This is a genomic window from Serratia bockelmannii (genome assembly GCF_051803255.1).
In the GTDB taxonomy this organism is placed as follows: Bacteria; Pseudomonadota; Gammaproteobacteria; order Enterobacterales; family Enterobacteriaceae; genus Serratia; species Serratia bockelmannii.
In genome coordinates this window covers 700403-723306 of sequence record NZ_CP196512.1, presented here as the reverse complement: position 1 = coordinate 723306, position 22904 = coordinate 700403, and the positions used below count along the sequence as shown (strand labels likewise).

20 protein-coding genes and 1 other annotated feature are annotated in these 22904 nt (G+C 59.1%); of the genes, 6 read left to right on the top strand and 14 right to left on the bottom strand.

Features of this window, described 5'->3' with window-relative positions; all coding sequences use genetic code 11:
- Positions 1 to 45: 45 nt before the first annotated feature.
- The gene (gene dnaJ, locus ACSJLU_RS03395; RefSeq protein WP_004932969.1) at positions 46 to 1170 is read right to left on the bottom strand and encodes a molecular chaperone DnaJ; all 1125 of its coding nucleotides are present in this window, start codon (positions 1168 to 1170) and stop codon (positions 46 to 48) included.
- A gap of 106 nt (positions 1171 to 1276) precedes the next feature.
- Entirely contained in the window at positions 1277 to 3190 is a 1914-nt protein-coding gene (dnaK, locus tag ACSJLU_RS03390) for a molecular chaperone DnaK (protein WP_004932972.1), read from the bottom strand.
- Positions 3191 to 3514: 324 nt separating this feature from the next.
- On the opposite strand from dnaK, the gene satP reads away from it, so the two are divergent.
- Positions 3515 to 4114, top strand: a complete 600-nt coding sequence (gene satP, locus ACSJLU_RS03385) for an acetate uptake transporter (RefSeq protein ID WP_025301520.1) — start codon at positions 3515 to 3517, stop codon at positions 4112 to 4114.
- A gap of 44 nt (positions 4115 to 4158) precedes the next feature.
- Here the strand turns inward: satP and ACSJLU_RS03380 are convergent, their stop codons facing one another.
- The 3 genes from ACSJLU_RS03380 to tal form a co-directional block, all read right to left on the bottom strand.
- Positions 4159 to 5466, bottom strand: a complete 1308-nt coding sequence (locus ACSJLU_RS03380; RefSeq protein WP_380826523.1) for an MFS transporter — start codon at positions 5464 to 5466, stop codon at positions 4159 to 4161.
- Positions 5467 to 5590: 124 nt separating this feature from the next.
- On the bottom strand, positions 5591 to 6178 hold the full coding sequence (mog, locus tag ACSJLU_RS03375) for a molybdopterin adenylyltransferase (RefSeq protein ID WP_015376607.1): 588 nt from the start codon (positions 6176 to 6178) through the stop codon (positions 5591 to 5593).
- 151 nt (positions 6179 to 6329) lie between these two features.
- A complete protein-coding gene (gene tal, locus ACSJLU_RS03370) occupies positions 6330 to 7283 on the bottom strand; it encodes a transaldolase (RefSeq protein WP_004932982.1) in 954 nt (317 codons plus the stop codon).
- A gap of 383 nt (positions 7284 to 7666) precedes the next feature.
- Here tal and ACSJLU_RS03365 point away from each other — a divergent pair, with 383 nt between their 5' ends.
- Together ACSJLU_RS03365 and yaaA are read left to right on the top strand one after the other, a co-directional pair.
- The gene (locus tag ACSJLU_RS03365) at positions 7667 to 9103 is read left to right on the top strand and encodes an alanine/glycine:cation symporter family protein (protein WP_033641226.1); all 1437 of its coding nucleotides are present in this window, start codon (positions 7667 to 7669) and stop codon (positions 9101 to 9103) included.
- 105 nt (positions 9104 to 9208) lie between these two features.
- Positions 9209 to 9985 (top strand): peroxide stress protein YaaA, encoded by a 777-nt coding sequence (gene yaaA, locus ACSJLU_RS03360; protein ID WP_043136008.1) that lies wholly within the window; start codon positions 9209 to 9211, stop codon positions 9983 to 9985.
- A 46-nt stretch (positions 9986 to 10031) separates the two neighbouring features.
- On the opposite strand, the gene thrC is transcribed toward yaaA, so the two are convergent.
- From thrC to ACSJLU_RS03335, 5 genes are all read right to left on the bottom strand, one after another.
- On the bottom strand, positions 10032 to 11321 hold the full coding sequence (gene thrC, locus ACSJLU_RS03355) for a threonine synthase (protein ID WP_346412013.1): 1290 nt from the start codon (positions 11319 to 11321) through the stop codon (positions 10032 to 10034).
- Between the two features lie 3 nt (positions 11322 to 11324).
- A complete protein-coding gene (thrB, locus tag ACSJLU_RS03350) occupies positions 11325 to 12254 on the bottom strand; it encodes a homoserine kinase (protein WP_047569370.1) in 930 nt (309 codons plus the stop codon).
- A gap of 1 nt (position 12255) precedes the next feature.
- On the bottom strand, positions 12256 to 14715 hold the full coding sequence (gene thrA / locus ACSJLU_RS03345) for a bifunctional aspartate kinase/homoserine dehydrogenase I (RefSeq protein WP_281041737.1): 2460 nt from the start codon (positions 14713 to 14715) through the stop codon (positions 12256 to 12258).
- Positions 14716 to 14739: 24 nt separating this feature from the next.
- Positions 14740 to 14857 (bottom strand) — a sequence feature (Thr leader region).
- On the bottom strand, positions 14796 to 14864 hold the full coding sequence (gene thrL / locus ACSJLU_RS03340) for a thr operon leader peptide (protein ID WP_086581142.1): 69 nt from the start codon (positions 14862 to 14864) through the stop codon (positions 14796 to 14798). Its footprint overlaps the feature before it by 62 nt.
- 212 nt (positions 14865 to 15076) lie before the next feature.
- Positions 15077 to 15763, bottom strand: coding sequence for a tRNA/rRNA methyltransferase (locus ACSJLU_RS03335; RefSeq protein WP_025305230.1), 687 nt, complete (start codon positions 15761 to 15763; stop codon positions 15077 to 15079).
- Positions 15764 to 16392: 629 nt separating this feature from the next.
- On the opposite strand from ACSJLU_RS03335, the gene arcA reads away from it, so the two are divergent.
- Entirely contained in the window at positions 16393 to 17109 is a 717-nt protein-coding gene (gene arcA, locus ACSJLU_RS03330; protein WP_025305229.1) for a two-component system response regulator ArcA, read from the top strand.
- 52 nt (positions 17110 to 17161) lie between these two features.
- Here arcA and creA read toward each other — a convergent pair whose 3' ends face one another.
- Complete coding sequence (creA, locus tag ACSJLU_RS03325; RefSeq protein WP_004933005.1) at positions 17162 to 17641, bottom strand: protein CreA; 480 nt, start codon at positions 17639 to 17641, stop codon at positions 17162 to 17164.
- Positions 17642 to 17983: 342 nt separating this feature from the next.
- On the opposite strand from creA, the gene robA reads away from it, so the two are divergent.
- Complete coding sequence (gene robA / locus ACSJLU_RS03320) at positions 17984 to 18853, top strand: MDR efflux pump AcrAB transcriptional activator RobA (protein ID WP_025305228.1); 870 nt, start codon at positions 17984 to 17986, stop codon at positions 18851 to 18853.
- On the opposite strand, the gene gpmB is transcribed toward robA, so the two are convergent.
- A complete protein-coding gene (gene gpmB / locus ACSJLU_RS03315) occupies positions 18850 to 19497 on the bottom strand; it encodes a 2,3-diphosphoglycerate-dependent phosphoglycerate mutase GpmB (RefSeq protein ID WP_025305227.1) in 648 nt (215 codons plus the stop codon). The genes robA and gpmB overlap by 4 nt on opposite strands.
- Positions 19498 to 19598: 101 nt before the next feature.
- Here gpmB and yjjX point away from each other — a divergent pair, with 101 nt between their 5' ends.
- Complete coding sequence (gene yjjX / locus ACSJLU_RS03310; protein WP_004933015.1) at positions 19599 to 20117, top strand: inosine/xanthosine triphosphatase; 519 nt, start codon at positions 19599 to 19601, stop codon at positions 20115 to 20117.
- 11 nt (positions 20118 to 20128) lie between these two features.
- Here the strand turns inward: yjjX and trpR are convergent, their stop codons facing one another.
- A complete protein-coding gene (trpR, locus tag ACSJLU_RS03305) occupies positions 20129 to 20458 on the bottom strand; it encodes a trp operon repressor (RefSeq protein WP_016929152.1) in 330 nt (109 codons plus the stop codon).
- A 54-nt stretch (positions 20459 to 20512) separates the two neighbouring features.
- Positions 20513 to 22441, bottom strand: a complete 1929-nt coding sequence (gene sltY, locus ACSJLU_RS03300) for a murein transglycosylase (RefSeq protein WP_380826512.1) — start codon at positions 22439 to 22441, stop codon at positions 20513 to 20515.
- Between the last annotated feature and the right edge of the window lie 463 nt (positions 22442 to 22904).

The following is a 22904-nucleotide window of genomic DNA, read 5'->3' as shown; positions in this document are numbered from 1 at the left end:
GGGCAAATGCCCGGGGTTCTAACATAAACCAACAGAAACAGAAGGTTAACGAGTCAGGTCGTCAAAGAACTTTTTCACCCCGTCGAAGAAGCTCTTCGAGCGCGGGCTGTTCTTGTCGCCGGATGGGCCGCCCAGGCTCTCTTCCAGCTCACGCAACAGTTGCTTCTGCTTGTCGTTCAGATTGACCGGTGTTTCCACCACTACGCGGCACAGCAGGTCGCCCTGGCTGCCCCCACGCACCGATTTCACACCCTTGCCGCGCATGCGGAACAGCTTGCCGGTTTGGGTCTCCGAAGGCACCTTCAGTTTCACCCGGCCATCCAGCGTCGGCACTTCAATCTCGCCGCCCAGCGCTGCCATGGCGAAGTTGATCGGCACTTCACAGTACAGGTTGTTGCCTTCACGCTCGAAGATCGGGTGCGCCTTCACCTGCACCTGAACGTACAGATCGCCCGCCGGTGCGCCGTGCTCGCCGGCTTCGCCTTCACCCGCCAGGCGGATGCGGTCGCCAGTATCGACGCCGGCCGGAATTTTCACCGACAGCGTTTTGGATTTCTCAACCCGGCCGTGGCCGTGGCACTTGTTGCACGGATCTTTGATGATCTGGCCGCGGCCATGGCAGTGTGGACACGCCTGCTGCACGGTGAAGAAGCCCTGACGCATTTGCACCTGGCCTTGACCGTGACAGGTTGGGCAGGTGACCGGTGAACTGCCCGGCTTGGCGCCGCTGCCGTGGCAGACGTCGCACTCTTCCAGCGTCGGGATGCGGATCTCTTTGGTGACGCCACGTACCGCTTCCTCGAGGGTCAGCTCCATGTTATAGCGCAGATCGGAACCGCGGCTGGCGCGCTGACGGCGGCCTCCGCCGAAGATATCGCCAAACACGTCGCCAAAGATATCGCTGAAGTCGGCACCGCCGCCAAAGCCGCCGCCGCCCATGCCGCCCTGTTCAAAGGCCGCGTGGCCATACTGGTCGTAGGCCGCGCGTTTCTGGTCGTCGGTCAGGACTTCGTAAGCTTCTTTAACTTCTTTAAACTTGGTTTCGGCGTCTTGTTCCTGGTTGCGGTCAGGATGGTATTTCATCGCCAGGCGTTTATACGCCTTTTTGATCTCACGTTCATCCGCCGTCTTGCTGACGCCGAGAATCTCGTAATAGTCTTTCTTCGCCATTCTTTCGCTTACCCTTAACATGCGTGCACGGGCGCAGAGTTGCCTCGACGCCCGTGCTGGTTTCCGGTAGCGGCATCTCGGCCGCCCCGTGCCCGCTTAAGGGCGATTATTTTTTGTCTTTAACTTCTTCGAACTCAGCGTCAACCACGTCGTCGTCTTTCTGCGCCGCGTTGTCCGCGCCGGCGTCAGCACCCTGCTGAGCCTGCTGCGCCTGAGCCATTTCCAGCAGCTTGCCGGAAACCTGCACCAGCGCCTGAGTCTTCGCTTCGATCTCGGCTTTATCTTCGCCTTTCACCGCCGCTTCCAGATCTTTCAGCGCCGCTTCGATCGCCGTTTTATCTTCCGCCGGCAGTTTGTCGCCCGCTTCTTCCAGCTGCTTGCGAGTACCGTGGATCAGGTGATCCGCCTGGTTACGCGTCTGTACCAGCTCTTCGAACTTGCGGTCAGCTTCAGCGTTCAGCTCGGCATCGCGCACCATTTTCTGGATTTCGTCTTCGTTCAGGCCAGAAGACGCCTTGATGGTGATCTTCTGCTCACGACCGGTGTTCTTGTCTTTGGCAGACACGTGCAGGATGCCGTCGGCATCGATATCGAAGGTCACTTCGATCTGCGCCATGCCGCGCGGTGCCGCCTGGATGCCGTCCAGGTTGAACTGGCCCAGAGATTTGTTATCGCTGGCGCGCTTACGCTCACCCTGCAGCACGTGGATGGTTACTGCAGACTGGTTGTCTTCCGCAGTAGAGAACACCTGGCTGTGCTTGGTCGGGATCGTGGTGTTTTTGGTGATCAGCGGCGTCATCACGCTGCCCATGGTTTCGATACCCAGCGACAGCGGGGTCACGTCCAGCAGCAGAACGTCCTTCACATCACCGGCCAACACGCCGCCCTGTACCGCAGCGCCTACGGCAACCGCTTCGTCCGGGTTCACGTCTTTACGCGGTTCTTTGCCGAAGAAGTCTGCGACTTTCTTCTGCACCATTGGCATACGGGTCTGGCCGCCCACCAGGATCACGTCCTGGATGTCGGAAACCGACAGGCCTGCGTCTTTCAGCGCCACTTTCAGCGGCTCGATAGAACGCGCAACCAGATCTTCAACCAGAGACTCGAGTTTGGCGCGAGTCACTTTGATGTTCATGTGTTTTGGACCGGTCGCGTCTGCAGTGATGTACGGCAGGTTAACGTCGGTCTGCTGAGCGGAAGACAGTTCAATCTTCGCTTTCTCAGCGGCTTCTTTCAGGCGCTGCATCGCCAGCGGATCGTTGCGCAGATCGATACCCTGATCTTTCTTGAACTCTTCCACCAGGTAGTTGATCAGACGGCTGTCGAAGTCTTCGCCACCCAGGTGGGTGTCACCGTTGGTCGCCAGCACTTCAAAGGTTTTTTCGCCGTCAACGTCGTCGATTTCGATGATAGAGATATCGAAAGTACCGCCGCCCAGGTCATAAACCGCGATGGTGCGGTTGCCGACTTCTTTGTCCAGGCCGTAGGCCAGGGCCGCAGCGGTCGGTTCGTTGATGATGCGTTTGACTTCCAGACCCGCGATGCGGCCGGCGTCTTTGGTCGCCTGACGCTGGGCGTCGTTGAAGTAAGCCGGTACGGTGATAACCGCTTCAGTTACCGGTTCGCCCAGGTAATCTTCCGCCGTTTTCTTCATTTTTTTCAGCACTTCCGCAGAGATCTGCGGCGGAGCCATTTTCTGGCCTTTCACTTCCAGCCAGGCGTCGCCGTTGTCGGCTTCGACGATTTTGTACGGCATGATCGCTTTGTCGCGCTGCGCTTCTTCATCCTGGAAGCGGCGACCGATCAGGCGCTTGATGGCGAACAGGGTGTTTTCAGGGTTGGTCACTGCCTGACGCTTAGCCGGCTGGCCAACCAGAGTTTCACCGTCCTGGGTATATGCGATAATAGAAGGAGTGGTGCGGTCGCCCTCGGCGTTTTCCAGCACGCGTGCCTTGGCACCATCCATAATTGCTACGCAAGAGTTGGTAGTACCCAGGTCGATACCAATAATTTTGCCCATCTAAACGTCTCCACTAAAAAATTCATAATCAGTCAGGTTGCTAACCTATATGCGGGCGATTTTTTGCTTTTCAACTGCCCGATATCTCAGTGCGACCCGCGGTTAGCAGCTGCGGTTGCAAATAAGATGGGGCCATCCCGTCCGGCATCAAGGGGCAAGGCGAAAAAAATTTCTTTTTTTATCGTCATTCAGATCATTGTTTCCGGCTGCGGGGATCATTATGATGCGCGCGCTCTGGTGGAAAACTTCGATTTTTTGGCCATTCAGACCATTTATGATTTTACTTCGCTGTTTCCGTTAATTTTCTGTTATCGCAGAGGACTTATGCACACCAACAAGTTGGCGAATCCCGGCCCTCTCGGCCTGATGGGCTTCGGGATGACCACCGTCTTGCTGAACCTGCACAACGCGGGCTTTTTCCCACTGAACTCCGCCATCATCAGCATGGGGATTTTCTTCGGTGGCCTGGCCCAGATCCTGGCCGGTCTGCTGGAGTACAAGAAGGGCAACACCTTCGGCATGACGGCGTTCACCGCCTACGGCAGCTTCTGGCTGAGCCTGGTCGGCCTGCTGCTGCTGCCGCGTCTGGGCCTTGCTGAAGCCACCGAGGCGCACGTGCTGGGCATCTACCTGGCGCTGTGGGGCGTCTTCACCCTGTTCATGTTCTTCGGCACCCTGGCCGCCAACCGCGTGCTGCAGTTCGTGTTCGCCAGCCTCACGCTGCTGTTCGCCCTGCTGGCCGTCGGCAACATCACCGGCAATCACGCGCTGCTGACCTTCGCCGGTTATGAGGGCATCATCTGCGGTGCCAGCGCCATTTACCTGGCGATGGCCGAAGTGCTCAACGAGCAATACGGCCGCACCGTGCTGCCAATTGGCGAGCCGGCTCCGGCCCGCGTCGCGGCCTCGCCGGTCACGGCGTAATCGCCCTTCCCTGACGAAAAAGCCCTGCAGTGCAGGGCTTTTTTTTAGCTGTAGGAATCGGCTCGCCGCTCGCCGGCTTCGCTGTTCAGGTCGCGATGCAGGTAGACGCCGAGCAGCAGCCCGATGAGCGACAGCGCCAGCACATAGTAAGCGGGCGCTAACGGGGTCAATTTCATGATCAACGTCACAAAAATAGGGGTTAAACCGCCAAAAATAGCGTACGAGACGTTATATGAGAACGAGATGCCGGTAAACCGCACTTCCGCCGGGAAGGCCCGCACCATCACATACGGCACGGCCCCCACCACGCCTACGCTGAAGCCCACCAGCGCATAGCAGGCGAACAACATTTCCGGGCGCACGCTCACCGTTTGATAGAACAGCCAGCTGCAGCCGGCCAGCAGCACACTGCCGACCACCAGCGTTTTGCTGGCGCCGAAGCGATCGGCCGACAAACCGGCGACAATGCAGCCGGCGATCAGCATGATGGTGGCGATACTGTTGGCCTGCAGCGTCAAAGCCGGCGCAATGGCGAACTGTTTTTGCAGATAGGTTGGGGTCATCAGGATCACCACCACGATACCCGCAGAGAGCAGCCAGGTCAGCAGCATCGACACCACCACTTCCCGTTTGTGATTGAGCACCACCGATTTCAGCGGCAGCTCTTCGGCCAGCGCTTTACGCGCCTGCATCTCGATAAAGATTGGCGTTTCCTGCAGCCAGCGGCGCAGGTACATCGCCACCAAGCCGAACATGCCACCCAACAGGAAAGGAATACGCCAGCCGCCGCCGGCGATGCTCTGCGGGCTGAGCATGGTGTTGATCACCGTCGCCACCACCGAACCCAGCAAGATGCCTACCGTCAACCCGGCGGTCAGCGTGCCGCAGGCGAAGCCGATGCGCCGGCGCGGCACGTGTTCGGCGACGAAGACCCAGGCGCCCGGCACCTCACCGCCGATCGCCGCGCCTTGCAGCACGCGCATCAACAGCAGCAGCAGCGGCGCGGCGATGCCGATGCTGGCGTAGGTCGGCAGCAGACCCATCGCCAGCGTCGGCAACGCCATCAGCAGAATGCTCAGGGTAAACATCTTTTTGCGGCCGACCAGATCGCCGAAGTGCGCCATCACGATGCCGCCCAGCGGGCGGGCAAGATAGCCGGCGGCGAAGATGCCGAAGGTTTGCACCAGCCGCAGCCACTCCGGCATGTCCGCCGGGAAGAACAGATCGCCGACCACGGCGGCGAAGAACACGAAGATGATGAAGTCGTAAAACTCCAGCGCGCCGCCCAACGCGGCCAACGTCAGCGTTTTGTAGTCTTGCCGGTTCAGCCGGCGATTATTGTCGTGAGGCATAGGGCACCGTCGGTAAAGGCTGTAAAAATAAAAGCCGCAGGCTTTCTGTAAAAGAATCCTTACTATAACGGCAAATTATTTTCACACCAGACGGACTGAAGCCGATCTCGCAGAACGCTGAAATTTAGAGGTTTATCTCGCGACGCGCGCTCTTTGGCCGAAATGCTGCTACCACCGCGGCGTGCGTTTCGACGTAAGGCCCGTCGAGCAGTTGAATGCAATAAGGCACGCTGGCGAAGATGCCGTGCACCACCGCATTGCCCTGCTCATCCTTTACCCCTTCCAGCGTTTCCTTGATCGACTTCGGTTGGCCGGGCAAGTTGATGATCAGCGCCTGCTTGCGGATCGCTCCCACCTGGCGAGAAAGAATTGCCGTTGGCACATAGTGTAGGCTGATCTGACGCATTTGCTCGCCGAAGCCGGGCATCACGCGATCGGCGATCGCCAGCGTGGCGTCGGGGGTGACGTCGCGACGCGCCGGCCCGGTGCCGCCGGTGGTCAGCACCAGATGGCAGCCCATTTCGTCCACCAGCTCACACAGCGTTTGTTCAATTTGCGTCTGCTCATCGGGGATCAGCCGGGTTTCCAGTTTGAACGGCGTCGCCAGCGCGCCGGCCAGCCACTCCTCCAGCGCCGGAATGCCTTTATCCTGGTAAACGCCGCCGGAAGCGCGGTCAGAAACGGAAACCAAACCAATACGTAAAATATCCATGCGTAACCTCTACAGCCTGATGGGGTCCGAACGGGTTCGTCTCCCGTTCTGTTGTCATTGCCGAGAGTATAAGGGCTTCCCCCGCCGGCGGGAGCGTCGGGCATAAAAAAAGGTGGCCTGAGCCACCTTTTTACTGCGCGATCTGCAGGAATTACAGCAGGTCGGCGATCATTTTTTCCAGTTTACCCTGGTCTACGGCGAACTTGCGGATGCCGTCGGTCAGTTTCTCAACCGCCATCGGATCCTGGTTGTGCTGCCAGTAGAACTCAGGTTCGGTCAGTGCGGCAGGACGCGCCTTCACTTCACCGGTGTAAGACAGTTTGCGCTCCAGCGCGCCTTCGCTCTCCGCCAGCTCTTTCAGCAGCGCAGGCGCGATGGTCAGGCGGTCGCAGCCGGCCAGTTCGATGATTTCGCCGACGTTACGGAAGCTGGCGCCCATCACCACGGTGTTGTAACCGTGCTGTTTGTAGTACTGGTAAATTTCGGTCACGGAGATCACGCCCGGATCTTCGTGCGGGGCGAACTCTTTCTTGTCGCCGTTGGCTTTGTACCAGTCGAGGATACGGCCAACGAACGGCGAGATCAGGTAAACGCCGGCTTCGGCACAGGCGCGAGCCTGAGCGAAGGAGAACAGCAGCGTCAGGTTACAGTTGATGCCTTCTTTCTCCAGCTGCTCCGCCGCGCGGATGCCCTGCCAGGTCGAGGCCAGTTTGATCAGAATGCGATCGTTGCTGATGCCGGCTTCGTTGTACAGCTTGATCAGGCGCTTGGCCTTGGCCACGCTGGCAACGGTGTCGTAAGACAGACGCGCGTCAACCTCGGTGGAGATGCGGCCCGGAACCAGTTTGAGGATCTCCAGACCGATGTTGACTGCCAGCTTGTCGGCGGCGTCGGCGATCTGCTGCTCGCGATCGCTGCTCTGGCCGCGCGCCCAGGCGATGGCTTCGTCAATCAGTTTGCGGTATTCAGGAATTTGGGCTGCATTGAGGATCAGCGAAGGGTTGGTTGTGGCGTCCTGCGGTTGATACAGCTTCATTGCCGCGATATCACCCGTATCTGCAACCACTGTAGTCAGCTGGCGCAGGGAAGTTAATTTGTCGGTCATGTTGGCATTATCTCATCGTTTGTGCATGAACTTTTGGCATTGTTCAACCATGCCCTGCCCTGATAATAACATGCGCCAAGCCCGGCGCAAGGCTGGAAAACCGCGGCGCGCAAGCATCTGTTTTATCCTTGGGCGAGCAACCGTTTACGCCGATATCTTTCGCCATAACCGAGCGGATGGAAAGGCAATAACGTGCTATCGCCCGAATAAATTATGTTAAATTCGAAAAAATTGATGCAATTCGTCCGCTAATCTGCGAAAAATCTTAATCGACTGACGCCGGACCGATTCCAGCTAAGCTCTTGTAAAAAATAGGCCAATGTTTTTCACCTGCGGTGGATGCTGCCAGGTGCGCATGACATTTCGATAAGAGGAGGGATCCCTTGACGGACCTGATGAATTTTATAAACAACATTTTGTGGGGGTCAGTGCTGATTTATCTGTTGCTCGGCACCGGCATCTACTTCACGTTGCGTACCCGCTTTATCCAGCTTCGCCACTTCAGCCACATGTTCTCGGTGTTGAAAAACAGCAATAAAAGCGACAGCGCCGGCATCTCCTCTTTTCAGGCGCTCTGTACCACGCTGGCGGCGCGCGTCGGCACCGGTAACCTGACCGGCGTCGCCATTGCCCTCACCGCCGGCGGCCCCGGCGCCATCTTCTGGATGTGGGTGGTGGCGTTTATCGGCATGGCCACCTCCTTTGTGGAAAGCTCGCTGGCTCAGCTCTACAAAACCAAAGACGATAACGGCAACTACCGCGGTGGCCCGGCCTATTACATGGAAAAAGGTCTCGGCATGCGCTGGATGGGCGTGCTGTTCTCCATCTTCCTGATCATCGCGTTCGGTCTGGTGTTCAACGCCGTACAGGCCAACTCCATCGCCCAGGCCTCCGCCGTCGCCTTCCATTTGCAGCCGCTGCACGTCGGCATCGGCCTGGTGTTGCTGAGCGGCGTGGTGATCTTCGGCGGCATCCGTTCCATCGCCAAAGTGGCCGAACTGGTGGTGCCGCTGATGGCCGGCGCCTACCTGCTGTTGGCTCTCTGGGTGATTGGCCATAACATCGAACACATGCCGGCGATCTTGGCGCTGATCTTCAAAAGCGCCTTCGGCCTGCAGGAAGCCGCGGCCGGCGCCGTCGGTTACGGTATTTCCCAGGCGATGACTCAGGGCGTGCAGCGTGGCCTGTTCTCCAACGAAGCCGGCATGGGCTCGGCGCCCAACGCGGCGGCGTCCGCCTCGCCTTATCCGCCGCATCCGGCTTCGCAAGGCTATGTGCAAATGCTCGGGGTGTTTATCGATACCATCGTCATCTGCAGCGCCACCGCGGCGATCATCCTCTCTTCCGGCATACTCGATCAGCCGACCGACAGCATCAGCGGCATCGATCTGACGCAGCGCGCGCTGTCGACTGCCGTCGGCAGTTGGGGAGCGCCGTTCGTCGCCATCGCCATCTTCTTCTTCGCGTTCACCTCGATTATCGCCAACTATGCCTATGCCGAAAGCAACCTGGTGTTTCTCGAGCACAACCACCCGGGCGGCCTGCTGATTTTCCGCTGCGTGGCGCTGGGCATGGTGATGTTCGGCGCGCTGGCGGAGCTGCCGCTGGTGTGGAAAATGGCGGATACCTCCATGGCGCTAATGGCGATCACCAACCTGACGGCGATCCTGTTGCTGTCGCGGGTGGCGCTGAAACTGGCCGACGACTACCATCGCCAACGCCGCCTGGGCAAACTGCCAACCTTCGACGCCACCCGATTCCCGGAGCTGAAATCGCAGCTGGAGCCGGGCGTGTGGGACGATCAAAAGCCGCCGCGCTGAGTTTTCCGGGGCGCCTGCGATACGCGCCCCGCCTATTGGACCGATTGCCCCTTTTTCCCGCGCTTTTTGCTACAGTATCCGCACTTGGATAAACAGGATCTGGCCATGCTCGTTATTATTTCCCCTGCAAAAACGCTCGATTACGAAAGCCCGCTGGCGACAGAACGCTTCACGCAGCCCGAACTGCTGGACAAGTCGAAACAGCTGATCAAAATTTGCCGCGAGCTGACGCCGGCGCAAATCGCCAGCCTGATGAGCATCAGCGACAAGCTGGCCGGGCTGAACGCCGCGCGCTTTAGCGAGTGGCAACCGACATTTACCCCGGACAATGCCCGTCAGGCGCTGCTGGCGTTCAAGGGAGACGTTTACACCGGCCTGCAGGCGCAGGATTTCAACGAAGCCGATTTCGACTTCGCCCAGCAGCATCTGCGCATGCTGTCCGGCCTGTATGGCGTGCTGCGCCCGCTCGATCTGATGATGCCGTACCGGCTGGAGATGGGCATCAAGCTGGAAAACCCGAAAGGCAAAGACCTGTACAGCTTCTGGGGCGATCAGATCACCAAAAAGCTCAACGAAGCGCTGGAGCAACAGGGCGATGACGTGGTGGTCAATCTGGCGTCCGACGAGTATTTCAAGGCGGTGAAGCCAGCCAAACTGCACGGCGCGCTGATCAAACCGGTGTTCCTCGACGAGAAGAACGGCAAGTACAAGGTCATCAGTTTCTACGCCAAGAAAGCGCGCGGGTTGATGAGCCGCTTTATCATCAAGAACCGCCTGACGCGCAGCGAACAGTTGGTGGACTTCAACCTGGAAGGCTACGCCTTCGACGAAGCCGCCTCGCAAGGCAATGAACTGGTGTTCAAACGCCCGGAGCAGGCATAAAAAAAAGCCGTCGCAAGACGGCTTTCGCATTTTAGCCTGCCGAACTTCAGGCCGGCAGCCCCATCAGGAACGTGCGCAGCTCGCCGAAGTTGGCCGGCAGCGTGTGCGACAGCAGCGGCAGCTCAGCCCGCAGCGCCAGCGCTTTCGGCAACGGCAGCTCCTGGCCGAGGATCGCTTCCACACTCTCTTTAAACTTGGCCGGATGCGCGGTGCCGAGGAACAGGCCGAACTCCCCTTCCTGCAGCTGATCGCGCAGCGCACGGTAGGCGATGGCCGCGTGCGGTTCGGAGATATAGCCCAGCTCGGCCAGCTCACGCATCGTGTCTTTGGTGGTCTCGTCGCTGACCGCCGCGTGACCCAGCTCCTTCAACTGCCAGACCTTGCGACGGAACAGCTCTTCCACGCGCGGCCAGTTGTTCGGCTGGCTGACGTCCATGGCGTTGGACAGCGTCGCGACCGTGGCGTGCGGCTGCCACTGGCCGCTGGTCAGGAAGCGCGGCACGGTGTCGTTGGCGTTGGTGGCGGCGATGAAGCGCTTCACCGGCAGGCCCAGCGATTTGGCCAGCAGCCCGGCGGTCAGATCGCCGAAGTTGCCGCTCGGCACCGAAATCACCAGCTGATTGCGCGCTTCCTGCGGCAGCTGCGCCACCGCTTCGAAGTAGTAGCAGATCTGCGCCAGCAAACGGCTGATGTTAATCGAGTTGGCCGAGTTCAGGTGCAGCGCGTCTTTCAATTCCTGATCGTCAAACGCCTGCTTCACCAGCGCCTGACAGGCGTCGAAGTCACCGTCGATCGCCACGGTGTGAATGTTGCCGCCCAGGGTGCAGAACAGCTTTTCCTGCAGCGGGCTGATTTTGCCCTGCGGATAGAGGATCACCACCCGTACGTTTTTCAGGCCGTAGAAGGCGTGCGCCACGGCGGCGCCGGTGTCGCCGGAGGTGGCGGTCAAAATGGTCACCGGCTGATCGCCGGCCACTTCCGCCAGCATCTGCGCCATAAAGCGGCCGCCGAAGTCTTTGAACGCCAGCGTCGGGCCGTGGAACAGCTCCAGGCAGGAGACGTCTTCCGTCACTTTCGCCACCGGCGCCGGGAACTCAAAGGCGGCCTGTACGCGTTTCTTCAGCGCCGCTTCCGGCACCTCTTCGCCGATAAAGGCCGACAGAATGCGGCTGCTGCGGGTGACAAAATCCTGCTCCAGCAGGTGGTCGATCTCGGTCAGTTCGAACGCCGGCAGCTCCAGCGGGAAGAACAGCCCCTGCTGCTTGCCCAGGCCTTGTTTGATCGCCTGCGCGAAGCTGACCTGCTCGTTGTGATCCTTAAGGTTGTACAGTTTCATGCGTTATCCCAGTAGTCGAGCGCCTGCGGTATCCAGACGGCAAATATGAACAAAACCTTCGTCGTTTTGCAGATAGTGTTGTTGCAGCCAGGCGGCCATGCGCTGCGCGGTGGCGCCGTCGTTGCAGACGGCGAACAGCGTCGGGCCGGAGCCGGAGATGCCGCAGGCCAGCGCGCCGATGTCCTGCGCCGCCTTGCGGGCTTCGGCGAAGCCCGGCAGCAGCCGGGTGCGGTACGGTTCGGCGATCACGTCCTGCATCAATTTGGCGGCCAGCTGCGGCTGCCGGGTATGGCAGGCGTGAATAAAGCCGGCCAGGTAGCGGCCGTGGCTGATGCAATCCTGACGACGGTATTGCGCGGGTAAAATGGCGCGCGCTTCGGCGGTGGACACTTTGATGCCCGGATAGGCCATAACCCACAGCCAATCGTCGAAGCACGGCACCTCCTGGCTGATAATGCCTTCTTCTTCCAGCATCAGCTGCAGGCCGCCCAAATAGCATGGCGCCACGTTGTCGTAATGCACGCTGCCGGAAATGCGCCCTTCCAGCTCGCCCATCAGGCCGAGCAGCGTCGTCTCATCCAACGGACGATCGCAGAATTCGTTCATCGCCATCAGCCCGGCGACCACCGAACAGGCGCTGGAACCCAACCCCGATCCGATCGGCATGTTCTTTTCCAACCGCATCGCCACCGGCACTTCGCGGCCGATCTCCTGGCAGAAGCGCTCCCAGCATTGATAAACGATGTTCTCTTTCGGCTCGGCCGGCAGCTTGCTGACGAAGCGCCCGGCATTCTGCAAACTGAACGTCTCGGCAGCTTCGACGCTGACGCAGTCGCCCAGCAGCGTGCCGTCGATCGGCGAAACCGCCGCGCCCAGCACATCGAAACCGACGCTGACGTTACCGATCGAGGCCGGTGCATACACCTTAACCATATTAAACTCCCAACTTCCATGACAGTGTGCGCAGCAGATCGGCGAACACGCCCGCTGCGGTCACATCGTTACCGGCGCCGTAGCCGCGCAGCACCAGCGGCAACGGCTGATAGTAGCGGCTGTAGAAGGCCAGCGCGTTCTCGCCGTTCTTCACTTTATACAACGGATCGTTGCCGTCCACCGCCTCGATGCGCACCTTGCAGCGCCCTTCGTCGATCAGGCCGACATAGCGCAGCACCTTGCCTTGCTCGGCGGCGTTGGCCACGTTGCGCGCGAATTCTTTATCCAGCTCCGGCAGCCGCGCCAGGAACTGATCCACATCGCCCGACGCGTCGAAGGACGGCGGCAGCACCGCCTCAACCTCGATATCGCTCAACTCCAGTTTGTAACCGGCCTCGCGCGCCAGGATCAGCAGCTTGCGCGCCACGTCCATACCGGACAGATCGTCGCGCGGATCCGGCTCGGTGTAGCCGTTGGCCCTGGCCTGCAGGGTCGCGGCCGACAGCGACATCCCTTCGTCCAGCTTGCCGAAGATAAAGGACAGCGACCCGGACAGAATGCCGGAGAAACGCACCAGCTCATCGCCGGCGTTCAGCAGGTTTTGCAGGTTCTCAATCACCGGCAAACCGGCGCCAACGTTGGTGTCGTAGAGGAACTTGCGGTGCGAGCCGGCAGCGGCCGCGCGCAGTTGCTGATAATAGTTCATCGACGAGGTGTTGGCCTTTTTGTTCGGCGTCACCACGTGGAAACCGTCCGCCAGGAAGTCCACGTATTGATCGGCCACCGCCTGGCTGGAGGTACAGTCGACGATCACCGGGTTCAGCAGGTGATACTCCTTCACCAAACGAATCAGGCGGCCGAGATTGAACGGCTCCTGCGCGCCGGCCAGCTCGTCGCGCCAGCTGTCCAGCGCGATGCCGTGCACGTTGGTCAGCATCACGCGCGAGTTGGCGATGCCGCACACCCGCAGATCGATATGTTTTTGCTTCAGCCACGGCTGCTGGCGATAGATCTGCTCGATCAGCGCCCCGCCGACGCCGCCGACGCCGATGACGAACACTTCGATCACCTGATCGGTGTTGAACAGCATCTGGTGGCTGACGCGCACGCCGGTGGTGGCGGAGTCATTGCTGACCACCACCGAAATTGAACGCTCGGAAGAGCCCTGGGCGATGGCGACAATATTGATGTTGGCGCGCGCCAGCGCGGAGAAGAAGCGCGCGGAGATGCCACGCAGGGTGCGCATGCCGTCGCCGACCACCGAGATAATCGCCAGGCGTTCCATGACGTCCAGCGGATCCAGCACGCCGTCTTTCAGCTCCAGGTAGAATTCCTCCTCCAGCGCCCGGCGGGCGCGCTGCAGTTCACCCTGCGGCACGCAGAAGCTGATGCTGTATTCGGAAGAGGATTGGGTGATCAACACCACCGAAATGCCGGCGCGCGACATCACGGCGAACACCCGCGCGGCCATGCCGACCATGCCTTTCATGCCCGGGCCGGAGACGTTGATCATCGCCATGTTGTTCAGGTTGGTAATGCCTTTGACCGGCATCGCGTCATCGGTGCTGTCTTTGCCGATCAGCGTGCCGGGGGCTTGCGGGTTAGAGGTGTTTTTAATCAGGCAAGGGATTTGGAACTGGGCAATCGGTGTGATGGTGCGAGGGTGCAGCACTTTGGCGCCGAAGTAGGAGAGCTCCATCGCCTCCTGGTACGACATCGATTTCAGCAGCCTGGCGTCCGGTACGGTGCGTGGATCGCAGGTATACACACCATCGACGTCGGTCCAGATTTCGCAACAGTCGGCGCGCAGGCAGGCGGCCAGCACCGCGGCGGAATAGTCGGAGCCGTTGCGGCCCAACACCACCAGCTCGCCCTTGTCGTTACCGGCGGTGAAACCGGCCATCAGCACGATGTGGTCGGCCGGGATCGCCGCGGCGGCGATGCGTAGCGTGGACTCGGCGATGTCCACGGTAGACTCCAGGTAGTGGCCCTGCGCCAGCAGCTTCTCCACCGGGTTGATCACCGTGACCGGATAGCCCTTGGCGCGGAACACCCCTTCCATGATGGCGATGGAGAGTTTTTCGCCGCGGCAGATGATCGCCGCGTTCACGCTGTCCGGGCACTGCCCCAGCAACGAGACGCCGTGCAGCACCTGCTTGAGTTGCGCGAACTCCTGATCGACCACGCCTTTCAGGCGATCGTATTCAAAGCCCGGCAGCGCCTGCGCCAGGCCGCTCAGCAGATCGGCAAAGATCCGCTCGGCGTCGCTGATATTCGGCAGAATGTCCTGACCCGCCACCGTCTTGTCGATCATCGCCACCAGATGGTTGGTGATCTTTGCGGGGGCGGACAAGACCGTGGCCACCTGTCCCTGACGCGCGTTACTTTCCATGATGTCGGCGACGCGCAGAAAACGTTCCGCATTCGCTACCGAGGTTCCGCCAAATTTCAGCACTCGCATGTGTCATCTCTCCGAATTTAAGCCGAAAAAAAAGCCCGCACTGATTAGGTGCGGGCTTTTTTCTGTGTTTCCTGTGCGCGTCAGCCCGCCCCGTTACCTGTGGTATCGGTGGTGGTAATAATTGTGGTTTTCAGGCTGATGTTGCGCATGTTGTCTGTCTGTCTCATGAAATACTCTGTCCCCTCTATTGGTTAAAGCAATCGCTATCCCAAGTCAAACTATTTCTTTTTTTTGCTTATTTTCCGTTCAGCGGCGACATTGCGCGATATCGGAGGTGAAAAGCAAAACGACAGAACAAAAAAACAACTTAAAGCCGATTTACTAGTGGATCACGCTGGGTAACCGTCTGATGGAGCCGCTATCACTTGGCGAGTTTTTTTTCGATGTCGTGCAGCAGCGTATGCAACATCGCCGTGTCTCGCTGTTGCAACGCCCCGAGGCGCTGATGCAGCCAATCGCGCAATTTTTGGTCATCGCCGACATCCAAAGCGTTCAACAAGGCATCGGCGCGGTGGCGCAGCGCTTTGAGTTGCCCTTCCGACGCCACCTTTTCCTGCGGCGTGCTGACGCCCATCAGGCTCGCCAACTGGTAGCAGTACACCATCACCGCCTGGCCCAGGTTAAGCGACGGGTAGTCCGCCTGCATCGGCACGCCGGTCAGCAAATCTGCCAGCGCCAGCTCTTCGTTGGTCAGGCCGGAATCTTCGCGGCCGAACACCAGCGCGGCCTGGCCGACCCACTGCTTACGCTCACTCAGCTGTTCCAGCAGCTCAGGCGGCGTGCAGTAGTAGTGAAAACGCGCGCGGCTGCGGGCGGTGGTGGCGACCGTGAAGTCTACATCCGCCAGCGCCTGTTCCAACGTGGCGAACGTTTGCACGCCGTCGAGGATCTCGCCGGCCCCGTGTGCCACCCAGCGTGCAGCCGGCTGCAGGTGCGCCTCGCTGTCGACGATGCGCAACGAAGCGAAGCCCATGGTTTTCATCGCGCGCGCCGCCGCGCCGACGTTTTCCGGCCGCGCCGGAGCCACTAAAACAATATGAAGCTGCATCACTCTTCCACCGAAGGCGGGCCTGCGCTTTTGACGGTATCGCAGCGCCCGCTTATATTTACAATTGCGTAACAATAAACGCGTTAATAGCAACAAACAAGATTAAACGGCTCGTTGAGCTAATAAATCCGCCGTAACAGTCATTATTCATGCTTATGTTTTACTGTATTTATTTATCAATGAGTTAAAACAAGACGATGATCAATAAGCGAATAATTGTATCCTATCGGGCCCGATAATGCTGAATCGTTCACAGAATTTGAGGTTCTGTGACTTAAACTGGCATTTCTGTAAGTGTTTTTCACAAATCTGTTAACGTGCTACAATTGAATTTGATATATGTCAACAAAGCGTAGTTTTGTTGGGTGATGAATTCGGCACGCGCTGTTATATTGCTGTTAATGGGGTTAGGATATGCGCCGATTTGGCACCCCAGGGGTTGTAGGGAACAGCATCCCCACCAGGCTAGCGATCTTGTTGACATGAGATGGAAAGTGCATCAAGAACGAGTTTACGTACTTTAGTCATTTGCTGAGAGGGAACGTGGCGCTATCTCTGCCCTCCTCTAAGAAAACAGAGACTTCTGTACTTCCTATTTTCTATTTTGTTGGCAATTTTAGGTAGCAAATATGCAGACCCCGCACATTCTGATTGTCGAAGACGAGTTAGTCACTCGTAACACCCTGAAGAGCATTTTCGAGGCGGAAGGCTACATTGTTCATGAAGCCAATGATGGTGCAGAGATGCACAATATCCTGTCTGAAAATGATATCAATCTGGTCATCATGGACATCAACCTGCCAGGCAAAAACGGCCTGCTGTTGGCGCGCGAACTGCGTGAACAGGCCAGCGTCGCCTTGATGTTCCTGACCGGCCGCGATAACGAAGTGGATAAGATCCTCGGCCTGGAAATCGGCGCCGACGATTACATCACCAAGCCGTTCAACCCGCGTGAGCTGACTATCCGCGCACGTAACCTGCTGTCGCGCACCATGAATCTGGGCAGCCTGGGCGAAGAGCGCCGCCTGGTCGAGAGCTACAAGTTCAACGGGTGGGAACTGGACATCAACAGCCGCTCGCTGATCAGCCCGGCCGGCGAACAGTACAAACTGCCGCGCAGTGAATTCCGCGCCATGCTGCACTTCTGCGAAAACCCGGGCAAGATCCAATCCCGCGGCGAACTGCTGAAGAAGATGACCGGTCGCGAACTGAAGCCACATGACCGCACCGTGGACGTCACCATCCGTCGCATTCGCAAACACTTCGAATCGACGCCGGACACGCCGGAAATCATCGCCACCATTCACGGCGAAGGCTACCGCTTCTGCGGCGAGCTGGAAGAGTAACTCCCGCCTGCCGTCATGAAAACGGGGTTCAGCATGCTGAACCCCGTTTTTTTTATTTCGTCTCAGCCCACGGCATGATCGGCACCGCGCTCAGCGCATTTTTCGGCGAGCCATCGATCACCTTGTCGGAATAGCTCAGGTAGATCAGTGAATTGCGCTTGGCGTCGTAGAAGCGCACCACCTGCAGTTTCTTGAACACCAGCGAAGTGCGTTTCTGGAACACCACATCGCCTTCCGCCTTGCCGTTTTTGATCTTGTCGCTCAGCTCTATAGGCCCGACCTGCTGGCAGGAAATGGCCGCGTCGGCGGTGTCTTCCGCCAGCCCCAGGCCGCCTTTGATGCCGCCGGTTTTGGCGCGGCTGATATAACAAGTTACATTTTTAACATCCGGATCGTCGAACGCTTCGACCACGATTTTGTGGTCCGGTCCCAACAATTTAAACACCGTATCAACGGAACCCACTTGCTCCGCCTGTGCGCTTCCCACGGTTGCGCAAACCAAACCGAATAAAAATATCCAGCTTTTTTTCATTTACTTAACTCCGATATAACCTTGCCGCAAAAATAGGTTCGGCGATCGCCATTATTTATGTCTAAGCTCACGGAATCGGTTTTATACGGGTCCGCACCGTCCGTTTTAGCACAGAGCGTGACAAAAATCTTTGAGAGTCGCGGAGTAAAAAAGTTGCTATGATGCGGCGTCGTTATTTCTTTGCGCCCACTACGGTGTACCCCAATCCAACTCTGGCGCGGCATGCGCAGCAGAGGCAAAGAGTGCAACGCATAATGGCTCATGGATCGGTCTGATAGCGCAGCACCAGCGTGACGAATCAACAGTTCGGGTTCCTACCCCCAAGCTTTACGAGGAAGATCTATGGATCAAGCCGGTATCATTCGTGATCTGCTTAGCTGGCTGGAAAGCCATTTGGACCAACCCTTGTCGCTGGATAACGTGGCGGCCAAGGCCGGCTACTCCAAATGGCATCTGCAACGGATGTTCAAAGATATTACCGGTAATGCCATCGGTGCTTACATCCGGGCAAGGAGACTGTCCAAAGCCGCCGTCGCGCTGCGTCTGACCAGCCGGCCGATTTTGGATATCGCCCTGCAATATCGTTTCGACTCGCAGCAGACCTTCACCCGCGCCTTCAAAAAACAGTTTGCGCAAACGCCGGCGCTGTACCGCCGCGCCGAGGACTGGAATGCGTTCGGCATCTGTCCGCCGATCCGTCTGGGGGCCTTCACTCTGCCGCAGCCGGAATTCGTCTCGCTGCCAGACAAACACCTGGTCGGCCTGACCCAAAGCTACTCCTGTACGCTGGAACAGATCACCACCGTGCGCACTGAACTGCGCTCGCAGTTCTGGCGTCAGTTCCTCGGTGACGTCGAAACCCTGCCGCCAGTGCTGTACGGGCTGCACCACTCGCGCCCAAGCCAGGAGAAGGACGACGAACAGGAAGTGCTGTATACCACGGCGCTGGAGCCGGATCAGGTGCCTGACAAGGTACAGGAAGGCCAGCCGCTGGTGTTGCCGGGCGGTGAGTTTGCGATGTTCAGCTACGAAGGGCCAACCGAGAACCTGCAAGACTTTATTCTGACGGTGTACGGCACCTGCCTACCGGCGCTCCAGCTGACGCGCCGCAAAGGGCACGACATCGAACGCTTCTACCCGAAAGGCGAGCGCCGTCCGCATCAGGCGCCTATCGAGATCAAGTGCGATTACCTGATCCCGATTCGGCGTTAACGCTGCAGTTCGTCCAACGCGGGCATGTCCAGGTGCGTGACATCGCCCGCCGTTTCCACGATCCAGCCGGAAGCCAGCCACGGGCTCTGCTGATGATCGACGCGCGACAGTGAGCAGTTGCGCAAGCGCAAGCGGCGTTCCGCATAGGCCGGCAGCCCCAGCACCGTACTGATCAAACACCCCAAAGCGATGCCATGACTGACGAGCAGCGGCTTGCTGCCTTCCGGCAGCATCAGGCAGCTCTCCAGCGCGGCGCGCATGCGCTCGCCGAGTTCCTCCATGGATTCGCCTTGAGGGATACGGCCGTCAGGAGTACCATCGACCATCTGTTTGCGCCACTGCTCTTCCTGCGGCGTCAAACTGTCGATCAGGCGTTCTTCCAGAACCCCCATGTGCAGCTCACGCAAACGCGGATCGCCAATCACTTCGCAGCCACAGGCTTCGGCGATGATTTGCGCGGTGCGGCGCGTGCGCCCCAGATCGCTGGTAATGATGTGCGTAATGCCTTCTTTGCTGACCCGCCTGGCGACCAGACGGGCCTGGTGTTCACCCATGGCGGTTAACGGGCTGTCGGACTGACCCTGGATGCGGCGAGCCGCGTTCCATTCCGTTTCGCCATGGCGAACGAGGTATACCTGTAACATTTTTGTTTTCCGTTATACTGCGTGAAATTTGCGTTTATCCCCGGCCCGGCGGCGCTTTTGCCGCTGCCCGGCGTATCGGCCAGAAGGATATCAAACCCGTTATGTACCATGTTGTCGCTGCAACTACCAACCCGGCAAAGATCAAGGCTATTCAACTCGCCTTCGATGACGTCTTTGGCGCGGGCCAATACCGCATTGAATCCGTTGACGTCGCCAGCGGCGTCTCGCTGCAGCCGATAGGCAACCACGAAACCCGCACCGGTTCGCGTCAACGCGTCATGGAAGCGCGCCAGGTCAGGCCCGAGGCCGATTTTTGGGTCGGCGTGGAAGCCGGGATTGAAGAGAATATGACCTTCGCCTGGATGACCATCGAGAACCCGCACATCCGTGGCGAATCCCGCTCGGCGAGCCTGATGCTGCCGGAAGTCATCTTACAAGGTATTCGCGCCGGTCGCGAATTGGGCAGCGAAATGGCGGCGATCACCGGCAACGCCGAGGTGAAACGTCAGGGCGGCGCCATCGGCGTCTTCACCGACGGCCGGCTGAGCCGCACCAGCGTTTACCACCAGGCGCTGCTGCTGGCGCTGGTGCCGTTCCACAACGCCATCTATCAGCAATAACGCTGAGTCTGCTAGGGCGCGTCGTGCAGCAACTGCTGCTCAAGCCACTGCTTCAGCGCGGGTGAAGCCGCTTTCAGGCTGTTAGAACCGCGGGTGATGGTGGCGATCCCCGCGCCCAGTTCATTTTTCAGCTCGCGCTGGCTCATCTCGCCGCGCATCAATTCCTGAATGATCCGCACCCGGGTGCCCAGCGCGGTGCGCTCGTCCGGCGTCAACATCAGCTGCAACAGCGGTTGATGAAGTTCTTGCGCAAACGAATTCTGCAGCAGCGCGACGAAGCGCAGCCAATCCTCATTGCCTTGTTCTGAAAGAGCGGGGTCGTTTAACGATAATTGCGTCATGGCAGCCACCATACTATTTAACTAGTACAGCAGCATACCATAGGGCCGTCAAAATCAATAACGTCTCTGCCACTCGGCGTCGGTCAGCACCTTGGCCGGCCGGTGCGTCAGATAACGGTAAAACGCATCATAAGCCAGCACGTTCTTGACGTAGCCGCGGGTTTCAGAGAACGGAATGCTTTCGATGAACGCCACCGGATCGATCCGCCCCGCGCTGTTGCCCAGCCAGGTATTCACCCGCGACGGGCCGGCATTATAGGCGGCGCTCGACAGAATGCGGTTGCGGCCGAACTGCTGATAGACCGACTCCAGATAGCTGGTGCCGATGGTGATATTGGTCTGCGGATCGAACAGTTGGCTCGGGCCGACATAGCCGGGAATATTGAACATCTGCACCGTATGCTGCGCGGTGCGCGGCATCACCTGCATCAGGCCGGCGGCACCGACCGGCGACTGCGCCTTCGGATTCCAGGCGCTCTCCTGGCGCGCGATCGCCATCGCATAGCTGCTGGTGATCCCCTTGTCATCGGTGGCGCGGCGGAACTCCTGTGGCCAAGCGACCGGGAAGCGTTCCTCCAGATGATCCCACAGCTTGCCGACGATGGTCGCCTGCACGCTCAGATCGGCCCATTTTTGCTCAAAGGCGTAGCGCGCCAGTGCCTCTTGTTCCGGCCGGCTGCGGCTAGCGACGTAGGAGCCCCATTCGCTGCGGGCCAGGTTGTCCATATTCCAGTACATCAGCTCGCGTACCCGGGCGACCTCCGGCCCGTCGACCAGCGACGTGCGCGGCTTGGCCGCCACCGCCACCATCACTGGATAAGTGGCGTTCAGCTTCTGCGCCGCCACCATCGGATAGAAACCGCGTTCGGTCATCAGGTTGCGCAACATCTCCTCACCTTCGGCGCGTTTGCCTTCGTCCATCAGCTGACTGGCGCGCCAGTAGCGCCACTCATCCTTGTTGCGCGACGCTTCCGGCAGACGGGCCAGCCAGGTCGCGACGCCCTGCCGATCGCCGTTACCCAGCGCCATGCGCACCCGGCGCTCCAGCAGCGAAGGCGAACGGCTGCGCAGAATCACCTGATCGCGCCACTGCGCCTGTTCATAGGTAGCGTCGCTGCCCATCAGGCGCCAGGCCACCGACTCTTCCAGCCCCAGCCGCTCGTCGTCGCTCATTTTCTGCAGCCGCGCGAGCGTCGGGATCATCGCCCGCGCGTTTTCCACATCCTGCCGCGCCAGGCGTTCAAAGGCGATGCCGGTGGCGGCACGGGTAAAGTCGGTCGGCCCTACGCTGCGGGCGAAGGCTTCCACGGTGGTCGGATCGTTTTGCAAGCGCACCAGGGCGTTGCCCATGGTTTGATAGTCGGCCGGCAGTTGGCTGTAAAGGTTGCTGACCAGCGAGCTGTTGCCCTCTTTCAGCGCCAGCTTCATACGCGCCAGAATATCCAGCGGCGTTTGCTTGCCTGCGCCGCGCCAGACGCTGAACAGCCGATCGCAGGCGCTCGGCAACGTTTTGCCGTTCAACCACAGTTCATCGGCGCCGCTCCAGGCCGCCTGCTGGTCGCCGGTAGCCCATTTGGCGTAGTAATAGTTGCAGCGCGCCGCCATCGGTTTGGGCGGCTGTGGGCTGAAGGCCAGCAGGGTGCGCCAGTCTTCGCGCCGCGCCAGCTCATTGACGAAGCGCGGCGCCAGCGATTTCGCCGGCGGCAGCGTCGGGTTGCGCTTGATAAAGTCGTTCACCTCGGAGAACCCCGCCTGGCTAAGATCCTGTGTCAGCTCGCGGTATTCCAGGTAAGGATAAAGCGGATAATCACGCAGCGTCGGCATCAGCTGCGCCACCACGTCCATCTGATTGCCGTCCCACGCCTGTTTGATCTGCTGGTAGCGCTGACGTTGCGCATCCAGAGAATCCGCCAGCGCCGCGCCTGAAAACGTCGTCAGGCACAGCCCCATTGCCAACAGCCGTCGCTTGTCCACCTTGACCATCCTCGCTCTTTCCTCACTGGTTGTACCGAGGGAGCCGCCCAGCCCCCCGGTGACCGCCGCGCACGGCGCCGCGGGACAAAATAAAGCCGGGCGCACGGCCCGGACGCAGATATCTACCATAGACAGCGCAATCGCTTATCCATTCAATACTGTAGAAGAAGAAGTGTATCGCCATGACGGGAGCCAGGTAAAAAACGTTTACTTTGACTGACAAATCAGGTCGCCGGGATATTTCCAGTTACCGGATTTTTATTAACCGGCCCGGTGTTTATGAAAGAAGTAAAATGCTTTTTAATTATTAGCTATCACATTATTTCATTTGAGACATGAGCCCGCCGTTGCGCAAATCGCCTGACAGCTGGCCAAACGCGCCAACTTTGCAGAAAAGCGGTGGCAAACCCGGGTAGGCATTTTTATACTATCAAAAATAAGTAGGATAATTCCGAGAAAACAGCACATAAAG

Bases quoted from the DNA above. Each gene is read 5' to 3' on its own strand.
- ACSJLU_RS03335 (WP_025305230.1), bottom strand. From the start codon at position 15,763: ATGCAGCTTCATATTGTTTTAGTGGCTCCGGCGCGGCCGGAAAACGTC.
- satP (WP_025301520.1), top strand. From the start codon at position 3,515: ATGCACACCAACAAGTTGGCGAATCCCGGCCCTCTCGGCCTGATGGGC.
- thrB (WP_047569370.1), bottom strand. From the start codon at position 12,254: ATGGTTAAGGTGTATGCACCGGCCTCGATCGGTAACGTCAGCGTCGGT.
- thrC (WP_346412013.1), bottom strand. From the start codon at position 11,321: ATGAAACTGTACAACCTTAAGGATCACAACGAGCAGGTCAGCTTCGCG.
- mog (WP_015376607.1), bottom strand. From the start codon at position 6,178: ATGGATATTTTACGTATTGGTTTGGTTTCCGTTTCTGACCGCGCTTCC.
- gpmB (WP_025305227.1), bottom strand. From the start codon at position 19,497: ATGTTACAGGTATACCTCGTTCGCCATGGCGAAACGGAATGGAACGCG.
- yaaA (WP_043136008.1), top strand. From the start codon at position 9,209: ATGCTCGTTATTATTTCCCCTGCAAAAACGCTCGATTACGAAAGCCCG.
- thrA (WP_281041737.1), bottom strand. From the start codon at position 14,715: ATGCGAGTGCTGAAATTTGGCGGAACCTCGGTAGCGAATGCGGAACGT.
- robA (WP_025305228.1), top strand. From the start codon at position 17,984: ATGGATCAAGCCGGTATCATTCGTGATCTGCTTAGCTGGCTGGAAAGC.
- trpR (WP_016929152.1), bottom strand. From the start codon at position 20,458: ATGACGCAATTATCGTTAAACGACCCCGCTCTTTCAGAACAAGGCAAT.
- dnaJ (WP_004932969.1), bottom strand. From the start codon at position 1,170: ATGGCGAAGAAAGACTATTACGAGATTCTCGGCGTCAGCAAGACGGCG.
- ACSJLU_RS03380 (WP_380826523.1), bottom strand. From the start codon at position 5,466: ATGCCTCACGACAATAATCGCCGGCTGAACCGGCAAGACTACAAAACG.
- creA (WP_004933005.1), bottom strand. From the start codon at position 17,641: ATGAAAAAAAGCTGGATATTTTTATTCGGTTTGGTTTGCGCAACCGTG.
- dnaK (WP_004932972.1), bottom strand. From the start codon at position 3,190: ATGGGCAAAATTATTGGTATCGACCTGGGTACTACCAACTCTTGCGTA.
- arcA (WP_025305229.1), top strand. From the start codon at position 16,393: ATGCAGACCCCGCACATTCTGATTGTCGAAGACGAGTTAGTCACTCGT.
- tal (WP_004932982.1), bottom strand. From the start codon at position 7,283: ATGACCGACAAATTAACTTCCCTGCGCCAGCTGACTACAGTGGTTGCA.
- yjjX (WP_004933015.1), top strand. From the start codon at position 19,599: ATGTACCATGTTGTCGCTGCAACTACCAACCCGGCAAAGATCAAGGCT.
- sltY (WP_380826512.1), bottom strand. From the start codon at position 22,441: ATGGTCAAGGTGGACAAGCGACGGCTGTTGGCAATGGGGCTGTGCCTG.